Source organism: uncultured Sphingomonas sp. (assembly GCF_902806265.1).
Classification (GTDB): domain Bacteria; phylum Pseudomonadota; class Alphaproteobacteria; order Sphingomonadales; family Sphingomonadaceae; genus Sphingomicrobium.
Window position 1 is genome coordinate 1 of the sequence record NZ_CADCVZ010000014.1, and the last position, 15,412, is coordinate 15,412.

A 15,412-nucleotide genomic window follows, 5' to 3' on the forward strand; every position below is an offset into this window, starting at 1 on the left:
CCCCCCCCCCCCCGGGGGGGCGCGCCGCGGGGGCGGGGGCCGCTTGCTGCTCCGGGCGGCGGAGCTCCGCTTTTCCAGGCCCGGCGGCGGCCCCGTCGGGATCGCGGCCGACGACGCCCGGTTCGGTTTGCCCGAAGTCCGGCGCGGCCTGATCGCGTCGGCGGGCGGCCTGTACCGACTGCCGAGGATCGTTCCCCGCGTGGTTGCAATGGAGATGATTACCACCGGCCGTCCGATCAACGCCGCTGAAGCACTTGGGTTTGGGTTGGTGAATCGAGTGGTGCCGTCCCATGATGTCTTGGCCGAAGCTATGAAACTCGCTCGCGAAGTGCGCGCGAACGCGCCGCTAGCGGTCCGTGAAAGCGTTCGCATTGCACGGATCGCAAGCGGCTTCGATGACGCTGTGCTGCGTTCGGATGCTGAGCAAAGCCAGTCCTCGCTGCAGCAGACGTCCGACTACATGGAGGGGGCAGTGGCTTTTTTGGAGAAGCGCGCGCCACGGTGGCATGGTCGTTAGAGCGAGCAGGGCCTTGCTTCAGCGAATCCCTGAAACTCAGGCTGGCCAAGACATTCTAGCAACTCGCCAGAACGGCTTGCACGACCTGCTCGACTTCGCCGTCGCTCATGTGCGGGCCGACAGGCAGACTGAGGACCGTGTCGGCAAGCCGTTCAGCGATCGGCAGGCTCCCGCGCGCAAGGTTCATGTCGGCATAGGCCTGCTGGAGGTGCGGCGGGACCGGGTAGTGGATCAAGGTCCCGATGCCTCGTTCCGCCAGTCGCGACTGGAACCCGCCGCGGTCGCTGTGCTGCACCACGTACAGGTGCCATGCCGGATCGGCCCAGTCCGGCACGTACGGCAGCGTCAAGCCAGCACCAGACAGCCGATCGTTGTAGTAGCCAGCGACCGCCTTGCGACGGTCGTTCCAGCGGTCCAGGTGCCGAAGCTTCACTGCCAGGATGGCGGCTTGCATCGGGTCGAGGCGTGAGTTCAGTCCGCGGACTTCGTTGATGTACCGGCGGGACGAGCCGTAGTTTCCGAGTACTCGCACCCGCTGCGCGAACTCGGGATCGTTCGTCGTGATCGCCCCTGCGTCGCCGAGCGCACCCAGGTTCTTACTGGGATAGAAGCTCCACGCCGTGATGTCGGCGGAGGCACCCACTCGTCGACCCCTGTAACGTGCACCATGCGCCTGCGCGGCGTCGTCGATAACGCGCAATCCATGGCTGCCGGCCAGCGCCAGAAGCGCATCCATGTCGGCCGGCTGGCCATAGAGGTGGGTAGGTAGCAGTGCTCGCGTGCGCGGGGTGAGCGCCGCTTCGATCCGGCGGGGATCCAAGTTGTGAGTGGCAGGATCGGGCTCCACCAACACCGGCGTGGCTCCGGCCATGGTGATGGCCAGCACGGTGGCGATATAGCTGTTGCTGGCGACGATCACCTCATCGCCCGACCCAATCTCTAGCGCTCGCAATGAGAGATGAAGGGCGTCCAACCCGTTGCCCACGCCGACGCAATAAGCCGCGCCGCAGTAAGCGGCCCATTCCTCCTCGAAGCGCGTGACCGCCGGTCCGCCGATGTACCAGCCTGAGGCAAGCACCTCCGCCAGCGATTCGTCGATCTCGCCTCGCAATTCACGCGTTGCCGCGCCGAGATCGAGAAAGGCAACGCTCACCCGCGCACCATCGCGAGGAAGCGGGAATAATCGCGAATATAATCGCCCTCGTCGTAGATCGCGTCGGCCAGTACAAGCAATACGCAGCCCGGCGTGAACGCGCGCATTTCGTGCCACACCATGGGACCGATGGTCAGCCCCCGGCTGGGGCGGTCGAGGCGGACTTCGGCGCGCTCTTTCCCGTTGTCCAGGACCATGGTGCACCCGCCGCTTACCGCCACCGCGAACTGCTTGAGCTTGCGGTGGGCGTGGAAGCCGCGGTCGACGTTCGGCTGCGTCGCATACACGTAATAAACGCGCGCGATCTCGAACGGCACGTCGCCGCCTCCTTCCAGTGCAATCAGCGATCCGCGGGAGTCGCCCTTCACGGGCAGGTCGACGAGGGCGCAACCGGGCGGCAGGTCATGGCTCACCTGCAAGCTCTTACCGGCAGGCGGCAGGCAGGCAAGCGGCAACGGCATTGCAGGCGTGGGCGCGGTCGGCCAGGAAACGGGTGAGCGCTCTTTCCTGGTGAACCAACCCGATGTGCGGACTTGCCGGTTATCTGACTGCGGGCGGCGTGAGCGACGAGCTGCTGCGGCGCATGGCAGGAAGCATCGCGCATCGGGGGCCGGATGACGAAGGGCTGTGGTGCGACGGCGATGCCGGGATCGGCCTGGCGCACCGGCGGCTGGCGATCGTCGACCTCTCGCCCCAGGGTCACCAGCCGATGGGCTCGGCCGACGGGCGCTGGCTGATCGTCTTCAACGGTGAAATCTACAATCACCGCGCGGTGCGTGCGGCGCTGGAGCGGGAAGGGGCGGTGCCTGCCGGAGGGTGGCGGGGGGCGAGCGACACGGAGACCCTGCTGCAGGCCGTTTCCGCCTGGGGCCTCGAGCGTGCGCTGGAGGTATCGGCCGGCATGTTCGCGCTGGCGCTGTGGGATCGGCGCGAGCGGCTGCTCCACCTGGTCCGCGATCGCTTCGGGGAGAAGCCGCTCTATTATGGATGGGCCGGGGGCGATTTCCTGTTTGCGTCAGAGCTCAGGCCGCTGCGGTGCCATCCCGAGTTCCGTGGCGAGATCGATCGGGGTGCGCTCGGCCTGTTCGCCGCACGCGGCTATGTTCCGGCGCCCGCGACCATCTACCGCCGCATGTATAAGCTGGAGCCAGGGTGCATCCTGACCGTTTCGCGCGGGGCGGTTGGCCGGGCCCTGGACGAGGCGCCCGCGGCGGGGTCGCCCGGCCATGCGGACGTGCGGCTGCGGCGCTACTGGAGCTACCGCCAGGTGGTGGAGCAGGGCCTGGCCGAACCGATCGCGGACGGGGCCGAGTGCCTCGACAGGCTCGATGCAGTGCTTGGCCAGGCGATCGCCGAGCAAGCGGTCGCGGACGTTCCGGTCGGCGCCTTCCTGTCGGGCGGGATCGACAGCTCGGCCGCTGTCGCATTGTACCAACGGCATTCGGCCTCGCCCGTGCGGACCTACACCATCGGCTTCGACGAAGGCGGGTTCGACGAGACGGCGGCTGCCCGCGCCGTAGCCAAGCAGCTGGGCACCGTTCATCATGAACATCGGGTCGGTCCGGCCGAAGCCCTCCAAGCCATTCCGCTGCTTCCCAGCATCTACGACGAACCGTTCGCGGACAGCTCTCAGATCCCGACCTTTCTGGTGAGTCGCTTCGCCCGCCGCGAGGTCACCGTAGCCCTGACCGGCGACGGCGGTGACGAACTATTCGGAGGCTACCATCGCCACTTGGCCGGGCCGCGGCTGTGGCGCTCGCTGGCCCGCATTCCCCGACCGATCCGTGCTCTCGCTGGTCCGCTTGGGCGTCTTCCGTCAAGCCTTTGGCAAGGGCTGCTGCCGGGTCCGCGGGCCCATGCGGGCGCCAAGATCGCCAAGGGGCTGCGAGTCGCCGCCACCGCGCGGAGCCTCGACGACGTTTATGGGAGCTTCACGGACGAGTGGCGCTTCGAGCCGCCCCCAGTGCTGGGCGCGGGTGGCGCGGCGTCAGGTCACTTCAACCCGCTCGTGAGCGCTCCTGATGCCGTGCGCCTGATGTACGCGGACGCGGTGAACTATCTGCCGGGCGACATCCTGTGCAAGGTCGACCGCGCCGCCATGGCGGTCAGCCTGGAGACGCGGGTTCCGTTCCTCGACCACCGCGTGGCGGAGCTCGCCGCTCGCATCCCGCTCCCGTTCAAGATCGTTGGGAGCAAGGGCAAGTGGATCCTGCGCGAGCTCCTGGCCCGCCACTTGCCGCGCGGCCTGTTCGACCGCCCGAAGACCGGCTTCGCGGTGCCCGTCGGCGAGTGGATCAAGGGCCCGCTGCGACCCTGGGCCGAGGCGCTCCTGGACCCGGCAAGGATGCGCTCGGAAGGCTATTTCGATGCCGATGTTATTCAGGCGCGCTGGCGCGGTCACCTGAGCGGCCGCCAGAACGCCACGGCCGCGATCTGGTCGATCCTCATGTTCCAGGCATGGCTGGACCGGCAGCGCGAGGGCTGAGCTCGATCAGCGGAAGCCCGCCGCGCCTCCCAAGCAAGTCGCCGCCGCCCTAACCAATCCTTTACCGCCGATCCGCCTTTGTCGGCAGAGGAGGGCGTTATGCTGAGTCTGCTTGCAGCGATTGCCATGGCTACGAGTGCGGGCAGCGCCAGCCCTACGCTTCGGCTGCAGCCGCAGCCGGGGCTGCCGGTCGAACAGCGACTGCTGGCCGCGCACAATGTCGAGCGCAGCAGGGTGGGTGCCGCACCGCTCGCGTGGGATCCGGCGCTCGCAGCCTCGGCAGCAAGCTATGGTCCGGCGTTGGCGTTGCTCGGCCGACTGGTCCACTCGCCTCGTGCGAGCCGTCCCGGGCAGCGCGAGAATTTGTGGATGGGCAGTCGCGGCGTCTACAGCCCGGAGCAGATGGTCGGGCGGTGGATTGACGAGCGGGCCTTGCTTCGGCCCGGCATCTATCCCGCGGTCAGTTCGACCGGTCAGTGGGAAGATGTGTCCCACTATACGCAGGTGGTGTGGCCGAGCACGACTCGGGTCGGATGCGCGGTCTACTCCAGCATCGCCACCGACTATCTGATCTGCCGCTACAGCCCGCCCGGCAACAAGGACGGCTTGCCTATTCCGACGGCCTGGCTCCGCTGAACAGCGAAGGCCGGTACCGTCCCGCCAGCATGAGGGCGGTCGGCAAGGCCATGGTCAGCACAAGGTCGTTGGCCGCTTCGCCCACCTGCATGCCGGGGTGCGGCCAACGCTCGACCAGCAGGTCCGCAGCCTCGTTCAGCAGTTCAAGGCCAAGCACCGCCAGCCACGGGCGCCAACTCCCCACGGACATCCGCAGCACGGCCGCAACGAGCAGCTGAACGGCAACTCCGGCAATGACGTGCAGCGCATCCATGCTGGCGCCGCTGGCATGAGCGAGGAACAGCTTGAGCTCGTACCAGATCAATGTGCCGGCTGACGCGAGAGAGCGTTGCCGCCGTTACGGCTCAGCCTTGGGTGATCGGCTCGACGTCGATCTCATCCTCGTCGTCGTCGCCCGCAAGAAGAAGCGCGGCAATGGCGGCGGCACCTGCCAGGCCAAGCAGCAGCGGCAGGACACTGAACCCTGCCGCCGTCGCCGGCGCGGCAGCTAAGGAGACTGGCGCTGCGTCCGGAACCTGCGCGATCGGCGGCGGCGCGTCGATCGCCGGTAGGACGCATCCGGGGGCCGGGGCTTGCGCAGCACTGCTTGCGGCGGCAGCAGCCGATGCACAGACGGCGGCACTGGAACTGGAGGACCCCAGAGCGCTAAGTGCCACCCACGGGCTGAGTGATGCGCGTTCCACCGACACCGCTGGAGCGATGGCGGAGGACGTCCGTGAGGCGGCGGTAGCCGGCGAAGCAAAGCCAAACGCAACCATCACCAAGCCGGTCGTAAGCTTGCTCAACTTCGAACGCTTCACCAGCGGTCTCCCCTGCATTCCGACACCGTTTACCGTGGATTTTACCCAATTGCCAGTAGACCAACGCATTTGGGTGACCTGTGTTGCGCAAAGCTCAACATCGATGGTCGATGGTTCGCCGAGGCGCCGCAAGATAACGGGCTGGCGCAGCGGGGCGGGCAGCTTATGAGCCCGTCATGGCGCATGTCGGGCAACCCCGTACCATCCTGGTTTCGGCGAACTCCCTATGGAACATCCAGAACTTCCGCGGGCGTCTGCTCGAGCGGCTGGCCGAAGCAGGTTACGCGGTGGCAGTGGCTGTGCCTCGGGGCGAAGCCAACGGCGAGACGCCGGCGCAGTGGAATGCGCAGCATGATATGCGGATCAATAGCGATGGACTGAACCCGATCCATGATGGATCGCTGGTCCTCGCCTACCTGCGCCTGTTTCGTAAGACTCGGCCATTGGCTTACCTTAGCTTCACGGCCAAGCCGAACATCTATGGCGCACTGGCGGCGGGTCTGGCGGGCGTACCCGCGCTGCCCAACGTAAGCGGACTGGGCACGGCCTTCATCCGCCGCGGAGCACTGCAGCGCCTGATCAGCCTGATGTACCGGGCGGCCTTTCGCTGCGCGCCAGTTGTCTTCTTTCAGAACGGCGAAGACCTGGACCTGTTCGTTAGCCGCAAGTTGGTTCGCCCGGGCCAAGCCCGGTTGCTGCCGGGGTCCGGAGTCGATCTCGTGCGCTTCCGGCCTTCGTCTGAACTGCCAAAGCAAGAGCGCTGCTGCACCTTTCTCTTTGTTGGCCGGATTCTTGGCGACAAAGGCGTGCGCGAATTCGTTGAGGCTGCCCGGTTGGTCAAGGCCACGGAGCTGCACGCGCGTTTTCAGCTGCTGGGCTTTGCTGGTGCCGCGAATCGTTCTGCCATCGGCACGGAGGAACTTGGCAGGTGGGAACGGGACGGTCTTATCGAATATCTGGGGGCTGCGGATGACGTTCGCCCCTTTCTCGCGGCGGCGGACGCGGTGGTCTTGCCATCTTACCGTGAAGGCTTGCCGCGCTCCCTGCTCGAGGCGGCTGCGATGGGCAGGCCATTGATCGCGACCGACGTGCCGGGGAACCGCGAGGTGATTGTTGAAGGTTGTAACGGTTTACTCTGCACGGTCCGCTCGGCCCCGAGCCTCGCGAACGCGTTGCTGCGCTTCATGAGCTTGCCCCCTGCCGAGAAGCGGCGGATGGGCGAAGCTTCGCGCCGGCTCGTGGAGGAACGCTTCAGCGAGGAAAAAGTGGTTACCGCCTATCTGGAGGCTATCAGCGAGGTCGCGGGCGAGCGATGAGAAGAGCAAACGGAGCGTCCGGATGATCCTGCAGCGATGGCGGGGCGAGCGAGCGAAGGCGCCGGCACGGAACGGCGCTGCGGGCCACCGGGCGTATGCGATCGGCGACGTCCACGGCCGGCTCGACCTTCTGGATGGACTGTTGCAGCAGATCGACGGCGACCATCGCGCCCGCGGCGGTGAAGCTCAGCCGTTATTGATATTCCTGGGCGATCTGATCGACCGCGGCCCGCACTCCAGCCAGGTCGTGGAGCGGGTGCGGGGCGGGGCGCTTCCGGGCTTCCGGACGGTGGCTCTTCTCGGCAATCATGAGGAGGTCCTGCTTCGCCTGCTTGACGGGGAAGAAGGCCTTCTGCGGCAATGGTTCAGCTTTGGCGGGGCGGAATGTCTTGCCAGCTACGGCGCAGACGCCATGTCCCTGCTGACGATGCCCGAGCAAACGGCTCTGGAGCATATCCGACACGCGATCCCGGCCGAGCATCAGGCTTTCCTGCACGGAATGGGCGACAGCTTCCGGTTCGGCAGTTACCTGTTCGTTCACGCAGGAATCCGGCCCGGGGTGCCGCTGGAGCAACAGTCCTCGATCGATCTTCGCTGGATCAGGCAGCCCTTCCTGGGCGACCGCCGCGACCACGGAATGATTGTGGTTCATGGGCACACCATCTCCAAGGCGATCGACGAGCGCGCCAATCGCATCGGCATCGATACCGGAGCCTTTCACTTCGGCGTGCTGACGGCGCTAGGGTTTGAGGGGGAGGAGCGATGGTTCATGCAGCAGATGGAGGATGGCCCAGCGTAGGGTCGCCGTCCCGGGCAGCTTCTCGAAAGCGGCACGGCGATCGAGCAACCCGCTCGACGAAGGGCGGAAACAATGCCTATGAAGCCAGCCTAGAACTCACCAACGGCTCAGGTGGAGAAAGGCATCCATGGCTGCCATGACGACGAAAGCTGCAATCCTGCTTTTGCCGGCGGCACTGCTTCCGCTGCTCGCGACGGGCTGCTCGGAAGGTCGGGGCGGGCCGATTCCGTACGACGTTCCGCTTGCCGCGCCCGACGCGCCAACCATTGTTCCACTTGAGTCCAGCTACCGCATTGCGCCGATGGACACAGTGAGCGTCAAGGTGTTCAAGATGCCGGACTTGTCGGGCGACTATGAGGTGGACCTAACGGGGCAGATAGCGATGCCGCTGATCGGCAGCGTCCCTGCCGCCGAACTGACCACCACGCAGCTCGACCAGGCGCTGACCAGCGCATACGGCGTCAAGTATCTGGAGAACCCCGACATCAGCGTCGGGGTCAAGGCGTCCACCCGGCGCAGCGTAACGGTGGACGGGTCGGTCAAGAACTCGGGCTCGTTCCCGGTGACCGGGCCGATGACCTTGATCCAAGCCGTGGCCCTAGCCGGTGGCACCGGCGAGGATGCCAACTCACGCCGGGTGGCGGTGTTCAGAACCGTCAGCGGCAAGCGGCAGGCAGCGGCGTTCGACCTTACCGCCATTCGCCGCGGTCAGGCCCCGGACCCGCAGATCTACCCCGGCGACATCGTCGTGGTCGATGGCTCGGCCATCAAGGCCACCCAGAAGTCGATCCTCAACAGCCTGCCTATCTTCTCCATCTTCCGCCCGTTCTGACGGGCCACCGCAAATCGGTCGAAGCCTAGGGGTTACGCGTGAACAGGGACGTGGCGATCACCGCCGACAATCGGAGCCTCAGCGATCGCGTGACTGTGTCGCGCAGCCCGGCCCAGGCGGAGGTGCGGCTTCACCATGCGCCCAAGCTGGACCTGCCGACCCTGCTTAGGATCGTGCGGGAATGGCGCTGGCTGATCCTCGGCGCGATCGCCCTGGGCCTGGCTGGCGGAGTCATCGCGACGGTCCTCACCACCCCCCTTTACAAGGCGTTTGTCACGCTGGAAGTGAACCCGCCCGTGGTCGAGGTGAGCGACGAGCAAACACGCCAGCGGGCCCAGTCGGGCGACACTTGGGACTTCCTGCAGACGCAGGTCGGACTACTCGGGAGCCGCAGCTTGGCCGAGCGGGTCGCCCAGGATCTCAACCTGGCCGGCAACCCGCGATTCGCAGGGGAAGGCGGCAGCGTTGCGGACCGGCTCAAGACGGCCACCGCGCGGGTAGCGGGCGGGCTGGCGGTGCAGGCACCGGAGGAAGGCCGGCTGGTGCGCTTCAGCTATACGTCGGACGACCCGCAGCTCGCAGCGCAGGTGGCCAATGGTGTTGCGGACAGCTTCATCAACTCCAACCTGCAGCGCCGGTTTGAAGCTTCCGCCTACGCCCGCCGCTTTCTTGAACGCCAGATCGCCAAGACCCGCAACGACCTGGAGCGGTCGGAGCGCCAGCTGGTTGCCTATGCGCAGAGCCAGGGGATCATCAGCCTTGGCACCGGCGTCGGCAGCGACGGCAAGTCCGAGTCCACGGGTTCGCTCCAGGGTGAGTCGCTGGTGGCCTTGAACCAGGCACTGGCGACGGCGACCGCCCGCCGCGTGGCCGCGGAAGGGGCCTACCGGTCCGCGCAGGCGTCGGGAGCAACCAGCGAAGTGAACACCAGCACCCAGCCGATGCGCCAGGCGCGCGCCGGCCTGGAAGCGGAATATCAGGAAAAGCGCACGCTGCTGAAGCCCGATCATCCGGACATGGTGAGCCTGCGCTCACGCATTGAAGAGCTTGACCGGCAGATTGCGCGCGAAACATCGCAGGTGGCGGGTGGGCGCAACAACTCGCTTGCCCAGGAATACCGCGGCGCCCTGTCGGCGGAGCAGGCGCTGCAAAGCCGCGTCAACGCGCTGCGGGGTTCGGTTCTCGACCTCCGCGGGCGCAGCGTGCGCTACAACATCCTCCAGCGGGAGGTAGACACCAACCGCGGCCTGTATGACGCGCTGCTGCAGCGCTACAAGGAGATCGGCGTGGCTGGCGGCATCGGCGCCGCCCCGGTCTCCATCGTCGACCGTGCCGAAGTGCCGGGCGGTCCGTTCAAGCCGAGCCTGCCGTTCAACCTGCTGGCAGGTCTCGGCGTGGGCTTGCTGGGCGGGCTCGGACTGGCGGTCGGGCTTGAGTTCCTCAACGACACAGTGAAGACCCGTGAGGACGTCCGCACCAAGCTGCAGCTTGCCGCGCTTGGTGCAGTTCCGCGCCGGTCCGGCAAGGGCAGCTTCGTTGAGGACCTGCAGGATCCGGGTTCGGCGGTCTCTGAAGCGTACGCCGCCATCGCCGCGTCGCTGCGGTTCAGCACGGAAGAGGGGGTGCCTCGGTCGTTGCTGGTGACTTCAACCGAAGCGGGGGAGGGCAAGTCTTCCACTGCGCTGGCCTTGGCGCAGAATTTTGCGCGGCAGGGCCGCACGGTGCTGTTGATCGACGGCGATCTTCGCAAGCCATCGTTCAAGGCGGCGGACGACGACCAGGGCCTGACCAAGCTCCTCACCAACCATGACGATGTCGGCTCCCATGTGCTGCCAACCCAGTTCGAGAGCCTGTGGCTGCTGCCGTGCGGCCCGCTGCCGCCTAACCCCGCGGACCTGCTCTCCACCCCGCGCTTCGGGCAAGTGTTGAGCGAGGCAACCAGCCAGTTCGATGCGGTGATCGTCGATGCGCCGCCCGTGCTGGGCCTGGCCGATGCACCGCTGCTGGCTTCCCTGGTCGCCGGTGTACTGTTCGCGGTCCAGAGCGGCAAGACCCGCACCCGCGCTGCGGTCGAGGCCCTCAACCGGCTCGAGGCTTCGGGCGCGCACATACTTGGCGCAGTGCTGACCAAGTCGGCGGAAAATGAGTCGGGGTACGGCTACTACAACTATCGCTATGGCGCCGTTGAGGACGGCCGGCGCGAGAAGATCGTCATGATCCCACATCGGGCGGACGTCTGACCGTTCGACGGCTGGTGGACTCCTCCGCGACTTGGCGGATCGTCGTTGTCGCGTTGGCGGCTGTGCTGGTCAGCGTAGTCGCCATCCGGAACGCCGTCGTTCAAGCCCTTGCCGAGAAGCGCCCAGAGTTGGCGGCAAAAGTCTGGCCCAGCCATCCAAGAGTGGCAACGCAGATCTCCTTGATTGATATCGGCCGAGCCACTGCCGAGGGACGGCCACCCGATGCAACCGTCTTCCGGCGGTTGAATGCGGTGCTCGCCCGCGACCCACTCGCGGCCGAACCGTTCCTGGTGGCGGGCACGAATGCCTTTAGCCAAGGGCAGCTGGAACGCGCCGGTGCGCTGTTGCGGGAGGCGGCGCGGCGGGATCCACGGTCTCCGGCAGCACGCTACCTGCTGGCGGATCTTTATCTGAGGCAAGGCCGAACGGCAGACGGCTTGCGGCAGGTCGGAGCCCTGATCCGGCGCTTGCCCAAGGCTGCAGGCCCGCTAACCCCGTCGCTGGCGGCATTTGCCACGCAACCGGGAGCCGCGGACCAAGTGCGCGCCATTCTGAGCGAGAATCCTCAGCTGCGCGGCAATGTGCTGGCGACGCTCGCCGAGAACCCGGCTAATGCCGCGTTGATACTCGATTTGGCGGGTGAGCAACCACCGTCCGGTCCGCCGCCAGACTGGCAGTCGCGTCTGGTGCGAAGCCTCGTCCAAGCAGGTGATTACCGCCGGGCCTACCAGTTGTGGGCCAGGTTCGCTGGGGTTGCTCCATACGCGCAATCGGGGCTCTTCAACGCGAGCTTCAATTCCTCGCGCGCGCCGCCGCCGTTCAATTGGACGCTGGCCGCCGGAGCCGCCGGGATCGCGGAGGCCGCACCGAACGGCGGGCTGCGCATCCTCTTCTACGGTCGCGAGGCTGCCGTGCTCGCCGCCCAGCTGATGCTGCTGAGGCCAGGGCGCTATCGGCTGCGCTACCGGCTCAGCGGGTCTCCGCCTAACGACATACCCTTGTCATGGGGAATCAACTGCCTTCCCGGCAACGAACAAGTGGCGGAAACGGCTGTCGCCGATGGAGGTGATCTGACCTTTACGGTTGGGGCAGGCTGCCGTGCGCAGGAGCTGCAGTTGCGCGGCTCCCCTGCGGAGCTGCCAGCGAACGTGGACCTCACCATCACTGGGCTCGAGCTCGTTCGAGAGGGCGCAGGATGAGCGAGCGGGCGCGCCAGTTCGCCGTGCCGGCTTACGTCCTCCTCTGCCTGCTGCTGGGCGGCAGTACTCAGGGGATCCTCGGCAACCTGCTGCTTCAGCTTGGCGCGATCGCGCTTCTAGCGTGGGCGGCCCTTACCCGAAGACCATCGGTTCTAACCGACGATGCCCGTGCGCTCGGCTGGCTGAGCGCCGCCGCCGTGTGCTTGGTCGCGGTGCAGCTCCTGCCACTTCCGCCCGCGATGTGGACGATGCTTCCCGGACGGGAGTCGATCGCGCAGGGCTATGCTTCGCTGGGTCAGGAGCTGCCGTGGCTGCCCTGGTCGCTGGCGCCCTACGACACGCTGGCGAGCGGATTGTCGCTGCTGCCTCCGTTGGCGGTCGTGGCCGGCATCGTTCGGCTCGGAGCGCATCGTGGTCGTTACCTGGCGATGGCCATCGTGGTCGGGACCGTAGCGGGGATCTTGCTCGGCGCGGTTCAGGTCAGCAGTCGATGGGGCTACCTGTACAGCTTCACGAGTCGAGGGCAGGCGGCTGGGTTCTTTAACAACGCCAATTACATGGGCACGCTGCTGCTGACCGCCATCCCGTTCACCCTGGCCCTGCTGGCGCGGTATCGGGCAGGAGGAGGCCAAGCCTGGCGCAAGCGGTTCGGGGTCTATGGGTTGATCGCGGGCGCCTTTGCGCTGCTGCTGCTAGGACTGGCGCTCAACCGGTCCATGGCGGCCATGCTGCTGAGTGTTCCCACGCTGCTGGCCAGCGCGGCGCTGTTGGTTGCGCCAGGGAGCAGGGCGCGGCTCGCGTTGGCCGGAGTGGCTCTCGTGACCGGCGCGGTCGGGTGCATTGCGATAGCCAGCACGACCGCCCTGGTGCGCGGCGAGGCGGCCGTGTCCGTTTCCACCCGGCAGGACATCTACGCGCGCTCGGCCCAGATCGCGGGCGACATGTTCCCCGCCGGCGCGGGTCTCGGCGCCTTCCCGCGGGTCTATCCCTGGTATGAGAACCCCGACATTGTCGACTTCGTGTACGTCAACCATGTCCATAACGATTATCTGGAGCTGGTGCTCGAGGCCGGGCTGCCGGGCGCGCTGCTCCTGCTCGCGGCGCTGTTCTGGTGGGTACGGCGCAGCGTGCAAGTGTGGCGCTCGCCGGTCAGCGGGCGTTTCGCACAGGCGGCGACGATCGCTTCGGCGGCCATCCTTGCGCACAGCGCGGTCGACTTCCCGATCAGAACCGCAGCCATCGCCGCAGTGTTCGCCACATTGATCGCGCTGATGGCGGAGCCGCGGGTCCGTCGAACCCCGGAGCCGGAAGGGGTCAGGACTCGTCCTGCCCGCCACCTGAGTCTGGACTAGCTCGGCGATTGACTATGATTGACTTGAGCTGCCGCCGAGCTTCGCGCGCGGCAAAGCCGAGACCGGGCTTGAGCAGTAGCTGCGCATAGTGAATGCGACGCGTCCCCAGCAGTCGCCCAGTGGGTTCAGCTTCGTCCGCCAACTCCGCCAGGCCCAACCGCAACAGCTGGCGATGCGTAGGATGGTGCGCGAGTCCCAGGCGCTCGACGCTTGCTCCGGCTACGCCGAGCAGCCGCTGGCACAGCAGCAACGCCCAGGCAGAGGCGCGGCCTGCGCCCAACTCAGACGCGCGTCGATGCAAGCGCTCGATTTCCGCCTCGGACTTCGCGGCGATCAGCGCGGCGAAGTCGCACAGCCATTTCAGCCGGAACCAAGCACTCGATGCCCCATGAACCGCGAGATAGGCAAACAGCTTTTCCGGATGCAGGGTAGGGAGCGTCACGCCCGGCAACACCTCCACCAACTGAGTTGCCGAGAAGGGGTTCAGCTCGTCGAGCAGCTCGGGGTTGTCCGCCAGCCGGGTGTGCAGTTCGATGGTCAGGCCACCGTCCCTGACCCAGACGGACTCCTTGTTGCGGCGATGCCATGCGGCGATGGCGCGAACATCCAGGGGGAGGATGGCCGCATAGCCGAGCCGCTGCAGAAGCACCGCGGCGGCCGGCAGGTCGGCGGGTTGGACGAGGATGTCGACGTCCCACCCCATCTTCACGAACGGGTCGCCATAGGCCAGCTGCCCGACTGTGATCCCCTTCAGGAACAACAGGGGAAGTGAGGCCTTATCGAAGGCCGCCCGGAGGTCGCCGCACAGGCTGACTGCGCGCAGCCCGTCTGCTGCGATCGTGCGCCGGTCCGCTTGCAGGGCGGCCCGGACCGCTGCCGGCACGCCCACACGCAGTTGTTCGAGACCTGCGGAGCAAAGACCCTGGACGCGGTGGCGTCGCGCAAGCGCCAAGAAGCGATCCCAGTTGAGATCGGTCAGGTCGTCCAGAACCGGAGCGCCGCTCCTGGGGAAAGACGCCGCACAGCTCTGGCGCAGCAGCCGGAACTCGGCAGTCTCTATGGACGTGAACGACAATCGCGATGGCGCTCCGGTTGCGCTTGCCATGGGCAGGCGCGATGGAAGATCGGGTGACGCCCTCAATCAACACCTACGGCGCGTGATGGGCAACTTCGTTTATCGTGCCTTTGGCCTGACGCTTTGGAGCGGATTCCCGCTGGAGGGTCTTGCCCGCGGCGACCCGGCGGCGCCCACCGACCTCGTCATCGCGCAAGCGACGTTCGGCCCGGACTGTCCAAGCGAGCCTGGCCTGCACCAATGGGGTGGCGGCGCCTTGTTGTCCGTTCCTCGGGCAGGACGCTTTCTTTGCACTGGCGGTTCCCGGATCGCCGTAGAGCCTGAAGCGCACGCGCCGCAGGGCAACGTCCAGCTGTTCCTGTTTGGCTCGGCGATGGGCTTGATCCTGCATCAGCGTGGCCTGCTGCCGCTCCACGCCAATGCCCTGCAGGTCGGCGCGCAGGCGATCGCCTTTATGGGCCCGAGCGGCGCCGGCAAGTCGACGCTTACCGCTTGGTACGCCGAGCAGGGCCACCGGATCATCGCCGATGACGTCAGTGTCGTGGGGACCGACGGGGCTGGACGCCCGTTCGTTCAGCCGGGGCTGGCGCGTATCCGGCTGTGGCGGCAGGCGCTCGAAAGCTTGGGCGGCAATCCGGACAATCATTCGCGATCGCTCGTGGGCAACGCTGGTTTCGACAAGTTCGACGTGGCCGTGTCCCCGTGCAGCATCAGCGACGGGCCCGTGCCGCTTCGTGCAATCTGCCTGCTGCAGTTCGGGCCTGCTCCCGCCGTGACGCGGCTCACCGGCATCGACGCACTCGAGGCGTTGTACGAGAACACCTACCGGGGCGCGTTCGTCACGGTGACGGGCGCCGCGCAGCCGCATTGGGAAAGCTGCGTCCACTTGAGCAGGACGGTGCCAGTGCTGAGAACGGTTCGGCCGGAGTCCTTGCCTGACCTCGGCCAACACGCCCGCGCGATGATTGCCGAGGTGCTGAAGGCAACCGAGCGTCAGGCCTAGTCGGG

Annotated in this window: 16 protein-coding genes; 12 read left to right on the plus strand and 4 right to left on the minus strand. The window is 66.8% G+C overall.

The features are described 5' to 3' along the window. Positions 1 to 43 precede the first annotated feature (43 nt). A complete protein-coding gene (locus tag QZX62_RS03445) occupies positions 44 to 517 on the plus strand; it encodes an enoyl-CoA hydratase-related protein (protein WP_294172142.1) in 474 nt (157 codons plus the stop codon). Positions 518 to 572: 55 nt separating this feature from the next. On the opposite strand, the gene QZX62_RS03450 is transcribed toward QZX62_RS03445, so the two are convergent. Further along, positions 573 to 1,670 carry a DegT/DnrJ/EryC1/StrS aminotransferase family protein gene (locus QZX62_RS03450; RefSeq protein ID WP_294172143.1) on the minus strand — a complete coding sequence of 366 codons (1,098 nt, stop codon included), beginning with the start codon at positions 1,668 to 1,670 and terminating at the stop codon, positions 573 to 575. After that, positions 1,667 to 2,083, minus strand: a complete 417-nt coding sequence (locus tag QZX62_RS03455) for an FdtA/QdtA family cupin domain-containing protein (RefSeq protein ID WP_294172144.1) — start codon at positions 2,081 to 2,083, stop codon at positions 1,667 to 1,669. Before QZX62_RS03455 ends, QZX62_RS03450 begins: the two co-directional genes overlap by 4 nt. A 110-nt stretch (positions 2,084 to 2,193) precedes the next feature. Here QZX62_RS03455 and asnB point away from each other — a divergent pair, with 110 nt between their 5' ends. Continuing rightward, complete coding sequence (gene asnB, locus QZX62_RS03460) at positions 2,194 to 4,155, plus strand: asparagine synthase (glutamine-hydrolyzing) (protein WP_294172145.1); 1,962 nt, start codon at positions 2,194 to 2,196, stop codon at positions 4,153 to 4,155. A 99-nt stretch (positions 4,156 to 4,254) separates the two neighbouring features. Continuing rightward, positions 4,255 to 4,791, plus strand: coding sequence for a CAP domain-containing protein (locus QZX62_RS03465; RefSeq protein ID WP_294172147.1), 537 nt, complete (start codon positions 4,255 to 4,257; stop codon positions 4,789 to 4,791). Here the strand turns inward: QZX62_RS03465 and QZX62_RS03470 are convergent. Continuing rightward, positions 4,766 to 5,095 carry a hypothetical protein gene (locus QZX62_RS03470; protein ID WP_294172148.1) on the minus strand — a complete coding sequence of 110 codons (330 nt, stop codon included), beginning with the start codon at positions 5,093 to 5,095 and terminating at the stop codon, positions 4,766 to 4,768. The genes QZX62_RS03465 and QZX62_RS03470 overlap by 26 nt on opposite strands. Before the next feature lie 46 nt (positions 5,096 to 5,141). Here QZX62_RS03470 and QZX62_RS03475 point away from each other — a divergent pair, with 46 nt between their 5' ends. The 8 genes from QZX62_RS03475 to QZX62_RS03510 all read left to right on the plus strand — a co-directional run bounded on the left by QZX62_RS03475 (position 5,142) and on the right by QZX62_RS03510 (position 13,329). Beyond that, a complete protein-coding gene (locus QZX62_RS03475; RefSeq protein ID WP_294172150.1) occupies positions 5,142 to 5,282 on the plus strand; it encodes a hypothetical protein in 141 nt (46 codons plus the stop codon). A gap of 208 nt (positions 5,283 to 5,490) precedes the next feature. Beyond that, positions 5,491 to 5,760: a hypothetical protein gene (locus QZX62_RS03480; RefSeq protein ID WP_294172152.1), complete on the plus strand. Its 270-nt coding sequence runs from the start codon at positions 5,491 to 5,493 to the stop codon at positions 5,758 to 5,760. A gap of 7 nt (positions 5,761 to 5,767) precedes the next feature. Beyond that, on the plus strand, positions 5,768 to 6,907 hold the full coding sequence (locus QZX62_RS03485) for a glycosyltransferase family 4 protein (RefSeq protein WP_294172153.1): 1,140 nt from the start codon (positions 5,768 to 5,770) through the stop codon (positions 6,905 to 6,907). Positions 6,908 to 6,929: 22 nt separating this feature from the next. Beyond that, positions 6,930 to 7,706, plus strand: a complete 777-nt coding sequence (locus tag QZX62_RS03490; protein ID WP_294172155.1) for a metallophosphoesterase — start codon at positions 6,930 to 6,932, stop codon at positions 7,704 to 7,706. A gap of 127 nt (positions 7,707 to 7,833) precedes the next feature. Further along, complete coding sequence (locus QZX62_RS03495; RefSeq protein ID WP_294172157.1) at positions 7,834 to 8,538, plus strand: polysaccharide biosynthesis/export family protein; 705 nt, start codon at positions 7,834 to 7,836, stop codon at positions 8,536 to 8,538. A 38-nt stretch (positions 8,539 to 8,576) separates the two neighbouring features. Then, a complete protein-coding gene (locus QZX62_RS03500) occupies positions 8,577 to 10,778 on the plus strand; it encodes a polysaccharide biosynthesis tyrosine autokinase (RefSeq protein ID WP_294172158.1) in 2,202 nt (733 codons plus the stop codon). Between the two features lie 179 nt (positions 10,779 to 10,957). After that, positions 10,958 to 11,977 (plus strand): tetratricopeptide repeat protein, encoded by a 1,020-nt coding sequence (locus QZX62_RS03505; RefSeq protein ID WP_294172159.1) that lies wholly within the window; start codon positions 10,958 to 10,960, stop codon positions 11,975 to 11,977. Next, positions 11,974 to 13,329, plus strand: a complete 1,356-nt coding sequence (locus tag QZX62_RS03510; protein ID WP_294172160.1) for an O-antigen ligase family protein — start codon at positions 11,974 to 11,976, stop codon at positions 13,327 to 13,329. Before QZX62_RS03505 ends, QZX62_RS03510 begins: the two co-directional genes overlap by 4 nt. Here QZX62_RS03510 and QZX62_RS03515 read toward each other — a convergent pair. Beyond that, on the minus strand, positions 13,292 to 14,434 hold the full coding sequence (locus tag QZX62_RS03515) for a nucleotidyltransferase family protein (RefSeq protein ID WP_294172161.1): 1,143 nt from the start codon (positions 14,432 to 14,434) through the stop codon (positions 13,292 to 13,294). The genes QZX62_RS03510 and QZX62_RS03515 overlap by 38 nt on opposite strands. Before the next feature lie 55 nt (positions 14,435 to 14,489). Between QZX62_RS03515 and QZX62_RS03520 the strand changes: the two genes are divergently transcribed. Further along, a complete protein-coding gene (locus QZX62_RS03520; protein WP_294172162.1) occupies positions 14,490 to 15,407 on the plus strand; it encodes a hypothetical protein in 918 nt (305 codons plus the stop codon). Positions 15,408 to 15,412 lie beyond the last annotated feature (5 nt).

Coding starts and splice junctions, on each gene's coding strand:
- QZX62_RS03490 (WP_294172155.1), top strand. CDS start 6,930: ATGATCCTGCAGCGATGGCGGGGCGAGCGAGCGAAGGCGCCGGCACGG.
- asnB (WP_294172145.1), top strand. CDS start 2,194: ATGTGCGGACTTGCCGGTTATCTGACTGCGGGCGGCGTGAGCGACGAG.
- QZX62_RS03480 (WP_294172152.1), top strand. CDS start 5,491: ATGGCGGAGGACGTCCGTGAGGCGGCGGTAGCCGGCGAAGCAAAGCCA.
- QZX62_RS03465 (WP_294172147.1), top strand. CDS start 4,255: ATGCTGAGTCTGCTTGCAGCGATTGCCATGGCTACGAGTGCGGGCAGC.
- QZX62_RS03485 (WP_294172153.1), top strand. CDS start 5,768: ATGGCGCATGTCGGGCAACCCCGTACCATCCTGGTTTCGGCGAACTCC.
- QZX62_RS03520 (WP_294172162.1), top strand. CDS start 14,490: ATGGGCAACTTCGTTTATCGTGCCTTTGGCCTGACGCTTTGGAGCGGA.
- QZX62_RS03495 (WP_294172157.1), top strand. CDS start 7,834: ATGGCTGCCATGACGACGAAAGCTGCAATCCTGCTTTTGCCGGCGGCA.
- QZX62_RS03510 (WP_294172160.1), top strand. CDS start 11,974: ATGAGCGAGCGGGCGCGCCAGTTCGCCGTGCCGGCTTACGTCCTCCTC.
- QZX62_RS03515 (WP_294172161.1), bottom strand. CDS start 14,434: ATGGCAAGCGCAACCGGAGCGCCATCGCGATTGTCGTTCACGTCCATA.